At 43.7% G+C, this 6,324-nt stretch carries 6 protein-coding genes; 3 read left to right on the forward strand and 3 right to left on the reverse strand.

Translation table 11 applies throughout. The annotated features are described in order from the left end of the window. Positions 1-77: 77 nt before the first annotated feature. Positions 78-956: a LysR family transcriptional regulator gene (locus tag OCV88_RS13250; protein WP_158425924.1), complete on the reverse strand. Its 879-nt coding sequence runs from the start codon at positions 954-956 to the stop codon at positions 78-80. Between the two features lie 104 nt (positions 957-1,060). Between OCV88_RS13250 and OCV88_RS13255 the strand changes: the two genes are divergently transcribed. Then, a complete protein-coding gene (locus OCV88_RS13255; protein WP_158425925.1) occupies positions 1,061-2,086 on the forward strand; it encodes a YeiH family protein in 1,026 nt (341 codons plus the stop codon). A 203-nt stretch (positions 2,087-2,289) separates the two neighbouring features. On the opposite strand, the gene OCV88_RS13260 is transcribed toward OCV88_RS13255, so the two are convergent. Next, entirely contained in the window at positions 2,290-3,201 is a 912-nt protein-coding gene (locus tag OCV88_RS13260; protein ID WP_158425926.1) for a GH25 family lysozyme, read from the reverse strand. A gap of 128 nt (positions 3,202-3,329) precedes the next feature. Here OCV88_RS13260 and OCV88_RS13265 point away from each other — a divergent pair, with 128 nt between their 5' ends. Both OCV88_RS13265 and OCV88_RS13270 read left to right on the forward strand, forming a co-directional pair. Continuing rightward, positions 3,330-3,713, forward strand: a complete 384-nt coding sequence (locus OCV88_RS13265; RefSeq protein ID WP_158425927.1) for a BlaI/MecI/CopY family transcriptional regulator — start codon at positions 3,330-3,332, stop codon at positions 3,711-3,713. Position 3,714: 1 nt separating this feature from the next. Then, a complete protein-coding gene (locus OCV88_RS13270; RefSeq protein ID WP_158425928.1) occupies positions 3,715-5,508 on the forward strand; it encodes a BlaR1 family beta-lactam sensor/signal transducer in 1,794 nt (597 codons plus the stop codon). 259 nt (positions 5,509-5,767) lie between these two features. Here OCV88_RS13270 and OCV88_RS13275 read toward each other — a convergent pair. Beyond that, positions 5,768-6,324 (reverse strand): hypothetical protein (locus OCV88_RS13275; protein WP_330671968.1); only part of this gene is annotated, 557 nt, incomplete at its 5' end.

Raw genomic sequence — 6,324 nt, forward strand, 5'->3', positions numbered from 1 at the left:
ATTCCTTCTGTATCATATAACACGGATGATCTGATAATCTGTGTTAAAAACTCATATCCCCATGATTTTTCAAACTGCTATTCCAGCAGCTCCTTTGCAAACCCATGATATACGTCAGAAAAATGCTTAGTTTTCAGCCAGATCATAGCAAATTCATGGCGGATATCCAGATCTGTCAGGGGTATATGTATCAGACTCCCCTCTTCTAGCTCATCCTTCACTGCCATCTCATACAAAAATGAGATTCCGCTTCCGGCTTTCAAAAGCTCTTTGATTTCTCTTATTTCACCAATTTCCATAACAGAGGAAAAGCTCCAGATTCCGGCATTTCTAGCGCCCAGCATATTTTCAAAAATTTCTCTGGAACCGGAGCCCTCTTCCCGGACAATCAGTGGTTCTACAAAAAGATCCTCGATTCCTTTCACCGGCCGCTGAAACTGATATCCGGATGCACATACCGGAATAAATGCTTCCTGGGATAAAACCAGATAATCATACATACTTTTATCAAAATTTCCCTCAACAATCGCAAAGTCCAGCTTCATATCGCTTAAATCATCAAGCAGCTTCTGCGTATTATCCACCACAAACCGGATCTTATTTCCCGCGTAGGTGCGGATAAATTTTGTAATATTGCGCTTCATACTGCCTTCGTTTACAGATTTTGTTACACCAAAAAAAATTTCTCTTTTCTGATTCTGCAGTGTTTCCATCTGCTGTTTTAAAATGATTTCTTCATGACAGACTGCTTTTGCCGTCTCTTTCAGAAGCCTTCCCGCCGCTGTTAACACCAGCTTTCTTCCCTGATATTCAAACAGCTTCTGCTGATACCGCTCTTCTAGCCATTTGATGTGCTGGCTTACATTGGGCTGAGTAATATTCAGCAGCTGAGCAGCTTTTGTGTAGTTCATCTCCTGGCAGACAGTCAGAAATGTATCAATCCTATAATCTAACATATCTCACTCCATAAAGTTTTTTTATTAATTAATAATTATATATAATTTTTATTAATTGTCAAATTATGCTAACATAATCTCAAAAATATCGGGAGGTCATATCCATGAAAAAAACATCTATCTGGCAGGGAATCCTGTTTTGTTTTGCAATTGCAGTTGTCTGCATGTTTCTTGGAAAGCTTGTACCTGTCATTGGCGGACCAGTCTTTGCCATACTTCTTGGTATGCTGATTACAATTTTCCTGAAAGATAAAACCACACTTCTGCCAGGAATTACTTTTACATCCAAAAAAATACTTCAGTATGCTGTTATACTACTTGGTTTTGGGCTGAATCTGAATGTGATTCTGGAAATCGGAAAACAGTCTCTTCCGATTATTGCAGCTACCATTACAACATCCCTTGTGATTGCCGCAATCCTTCAAAAAGTGATGCATATTCCCTCAAAAATTTCAACACTTGTGGGAGTAGGTTCCTCCATATGCGGAGGTTCTGCAATTGCTGCCACAGCTCCGGTGATTCAGGCAGACGATGAAGAAACCGCTCAGGCTATCTCCGTAATCTTTTTCTTTAATGTAATTGCAGCCCTTTTATTTCCGGTGCTTGGGGGCCTGATAGGTTTCTCTGCTTCAAACGGAGAGGCCTTTGGGGTATTTGCCGGAACAGCAATCAATGACACATCGTCCGTTACAGCTGCTGCATCCACCTGGGATTCCATCTACCATCTTGGAAATGAAACGCTGAACAAAGCAGTTACCGTTAAACTGACACGGACACTGGCCATTATCCCCATCACCCTGTTTCTGGCCTTTTTCCGCTCCCGCAAAGCTTCCGGCCAGAATACAAAAGTAAATTTCAGTAAAATATTTCCTTATTTTATTTTGTTTTTTGTAGGCGCATCTGTCATTACTACTATCGCTGTATCTCTGGGAATACCGGCCGCAGCCTTTGAACCGTTAAAAACACTGAGCAAATTTTTTATTATTATGGCAATGGCGGCCATCGGCCTGAATACCAACATTGTAAAGCTTTTAAAAACCGGCGGAAAACCAATCTTTATGGGACTGTGCTGCTGGATGGGAATCACTGCCGTCAGCCTGATTTCCCAGCGGATCCTTGGAATCTGGTAATTTTCATTCCAGAACACCGTTTTTTATCATAGAAATCAGCGTGGCCTGACACATTCCCACACCGTGCAGCGGCCTGTGATAACTTTCCTTTTTACATACAAATCGGAGAATGCGGGGTACACATTCTCCGATACGGCCCTCCCGCCGCATTCATCTTCCGTATTCCTTTGTACCCTCTTTTGTATAATCTTAAAACCCTTTATTTATTTTGAAATATAAACTTTGCCGTCATATACAGCCGCCATCCAGCCGGAAGGAGTTTTCATCCAGATTTCCCGGCCCGATATATATTTCACGGCTTTGCAGGTAACCCGGGTTCCTTTTTTCATTACAGCCATGGTCTGAGGATAAGAATGTTTTTTACCTTCCGCCGTCAGCTGGTTTCTGCGTTTTTGACGGTACTTCACTCCCGGTCCTGTTCTGACCTTTAAGTCCGTCTTAAGAGTATATACTTCTCCCTTTTTGTAACGGATATCCGGCGCCGTGGGTTTTTCATACCGCATCAGCTCCTGAAGATTTACAAAAGCCATATCCAGATCTACATTTCCTTTAATTCCCTCTACTTTACCCTTAGATGAATACTGCCACATTTTGGCATAGGATCTTGGATTCAACTGAGAATCTTCCATATATTCTCCATGATCTGATATGGGGTACCGTGCAATCCAGAACGGATATTTCCGGGAAAGCTTCTTCCCGTCTAAAACATTATCATACCATTCTTTATTACAGTAGATTCCGGTTTTGTAACCCGCTTTTTTCAAAATACCGGCCTGGGCCTCTATAATTCTTTCCAGCCGGCGGCTTCTTAGCTTTTGCAAAGATGCATCTTCCATATCCAGCCAGACGCCGCAGGTAATTTTTTTGCCCTTTATAATTTTTACAATTGCCCGTGCTTCCCTTTTTGCCTGGGCCACAGTCTTTGCGTATACATAATGATACACTCCCAGGGGAAGCTTTTCTCTGCTGGCCTCACTGTAGTTCCTTTCAAACATTTCTTCCGGCTGGTTATTTTTATTTGTTACTTTTAAAATTGCAAAGTGGACATCGTCATCTCTGACTTTATCCCAGGAAATCACTCCCTGCCACCTGGCAACATCAATTCCACGTTCCATATTTTCTCGCTTTCTTTATCTCTCCTCCCTTTATCATATGCGGATAGCATTCTGTTGGTTGACAGAATCCTCTATTCTTTTTATACTATTACAAAAGTAAGACTTATGACAGGAGGCAATTGTCCGTTATGAAAAAACTGCCGCAGATTTCCGAAGCGGAATATGAAATTATGAAGGTGATATGGAAAAAAGCTCCTATCAGCACTAATGACATCTGCACCGCTCTCATGCCGGAGCATGACTGGAGCGCTAAAACCATTCACACGATGCTCACAAGACTGACAGCAAAAAAAGCGGTTACTTATGAGAAAAGACAGCGAATGTATTATTACACCCCTCTGATCTGCCAGGAGGATTATCAGGCTCAGGAAAACAAATCATTTCTGGACCGTTTTTATGACGGACATGCCGGCCTGATGATCTCAAGCCTTTTATCGGATTCCTCTGTTTCTGAAACAGAACTGAAAGAACTGCAGACTATCATCAGCCAAAAGCTGAAATCAGGAGAATAACATGAACTTTATCATGCAATTTATCATATGCAACGGTTTTATATGTATCCTGACAGGAATCATTCTCACCGCCAAGCATTATTTACAGAGGCACACTACTGTAAACAGCCGGTACCTGTTCTGGTATTTTTATCTGGCCATGATCAGTATCCCCTTTCTCCCGTTGGGAATATCGGATCTGTCCCGCCGGATTCAAGGCCTTTTTTCCCGGTCCGGCACTTTAGCCGCCGGCAGTCTGTCCCCGTCAGTTTTTTCTGATGCTTCTGTTATTAACCGCCACTGGGTGGAAGATATTTTTGTTTCTTCCCAACCCGGTCTCTGGCAGCACCTTGGAACACTGCTGCTGATTGTATGGGTCTGCGGAATGCTCTGCACTGCAGGGCTGACACTTGCGTGCTGCATACGGCTTTTCAACATTCAAATAAACAGCTTTCCCGTTTCTGAGACCACACATCCGCAGCTGTACACACTGTACCGTGAATGCTGCGCAGAGATGAAACTTTCCGGCAGATGCCGGCTGCTTACATCCTGCCGTATTTCTTCTCCTGTTACTTACGGTATTTTCCGCCCTAAAATCCTGGTACCGGAAGACATAGATCTGATGCTCTCCGAAAAAGAACTTCACTGCATCCTGCTTCATGAACTGCAGCACTGCCGTCAAAAAGACGCCTGGAGCAATGTCTTAATCTGTATCTTTCGAATCCTGTACTGGTTTAATCCCCTGGTACACCTTGCTTTCCGGCAGTTTGAAACAGACCGGGAAAGCGCCTGCGATTATGCCGTAATCAGCCATATAGGCTCCCAGCAGCATCTAGAATACGCTCAGGCAATCATCCGTTTTGCTGATCAGATGTTAAAACGAACAGCTTTTTCCCCGGTTTCCGGAATCGGTCAGAAAACTTCACAGATGAAAAAAAGGATTCTGCTGATTGCATCTTACGAAACTGCACCGGCCCGTAAAAAACAGCTGACAGCAGTTCTTCTGGCAGGATTTGCCTTTCTGGTTTTTCTGGTCAGCCCTCTGTTAACAGTTTCTGCCGGCTCCTCTTCTGGTTATCAGCCTGACAGCAGACAGGTTCAGACAACCGATTTGTCCGCCTATTTTCAGGGATACCAGGGGACATTTGTCCTGTACGATCAATCGAAAGATCAGTATCAGATTTACAACCAAAAGCTGAGCCAAAAACGGTTTTCTCCAGATTCTACCTATAAGGCGGCTGCAGCCCTGCTGGCTTTAAATGCCGGTGTAATAACGCCCAAAGACAGCTTAAGGTCCTGGGACAACTCGCCGCAGCCATACGAATCCTGGAATCAGGATCAGACACTTACCTCTGCAATGCAGAACTCCGTCAACTGGTATTTTCAAAATCTGGACGCCCAAACAGGAGCTGTGCAGCTTTTAAAAGGCTATCGGGAGCTTTCCTATGGAAACGGGGATATCAGCGGCGGACTTAACAGCTATTGGATGGAGTCTACCTTAAAAATTTCCCCCCTTGAGCAGGTAAACTTTCTGAGAAATCTTTACTGCAATGAATGGGGATACAAAGAAGAAAATATTCAGGCAGTAAAACAATCCCTGTTCCTGTCACAGGAGAGCCAAAGCAGTCTGTACGGGAAAACAGGAAGCGGAAAGACTTCTGACTCTGCCCGCACCGGATGGTTTATCGGGTATGTAGAACAATCGGAAAATATTTATTTCTTCGCGGCTCATATTGAAGATAAAGACAGCGCCTCCGGCAGTACTGCCCAAAAAATTGTCCAAACAATTCTAAAGGACTATGGAATCTTCCAATAAGGGAGCGGTCCCCTGCCAAAAAAAGAATCCTGCCACGGCAGGATTCTCCGCCTGCGGCGGGTCGCTTTTGCGACATGATTCCATTCCGCCGCAGTGCGATCCTCAGCGGAGCGTTTTTTTGCTCTATAGGAATCGGTACTTTTCAGCTTTATCACAACACAGTATTTCCTATACAGTAAAAAGAGAGTCCCCAAAACAACTGTTTTGAGGGCTCTCTTTTTAAGTCTGTCTGCATAATTTTATATCACTATGCTCTTCACTATGCTCTTCTGCGCCTGCTGATAAGAACAACCGCTGCGCCTGCTGCAACTACAATTACTATAATCGGCATAACCGGAGTTTCATCACCGGTTTTTACAACATCGCTCTTACCATTGTCTTCCTGATCCCCATCCGAATTATTAGTATTCGGGTCCTTTGATGTATCCTGTCCCGGATTTTCTGGTGTTTCCGGTTTTTCTGACGGCTCTGGCTCTTTCGTATCATCTTTTGTAATTTCCTGATATTTTGCTTCCGCTTCTTTCAGAGTCTGATATTCTGTTACCAGTTTTTTCTCTTCTTCAGACAACTTATCGTATGCTGCTTTAGCTACCTCGATAGCTTCTTTACTATCTTCTGTTACCGTTCCAATGGCATTGATTAACTCATCCACTGCTGCCGCATTACTCTCCATCTGTGCGTAAGCTGCCTCTGCTTCTTCCAGTTTTGAAAGGTTGCTTACCTTTCCTTTGGCCGGTTCTGACAGGGCATCATATGCTGCTCTGGCTGCCTCTATGGCTTCTTTACTGTCAAGAGTTACGGTTCCGATAGCTTTGA

The sequence above is a fragment of the Brotonthovivens ammoniilytica genome, assembly GCF_025566885.1.
In the GTDB taxonomy this organism is placed as follows: Bacteria; Bacillota; Clostridia; order Lachnospirales; family Lachnospiraceae; genus Brotonthovivens; species Brotonthovivens ammoniilytica.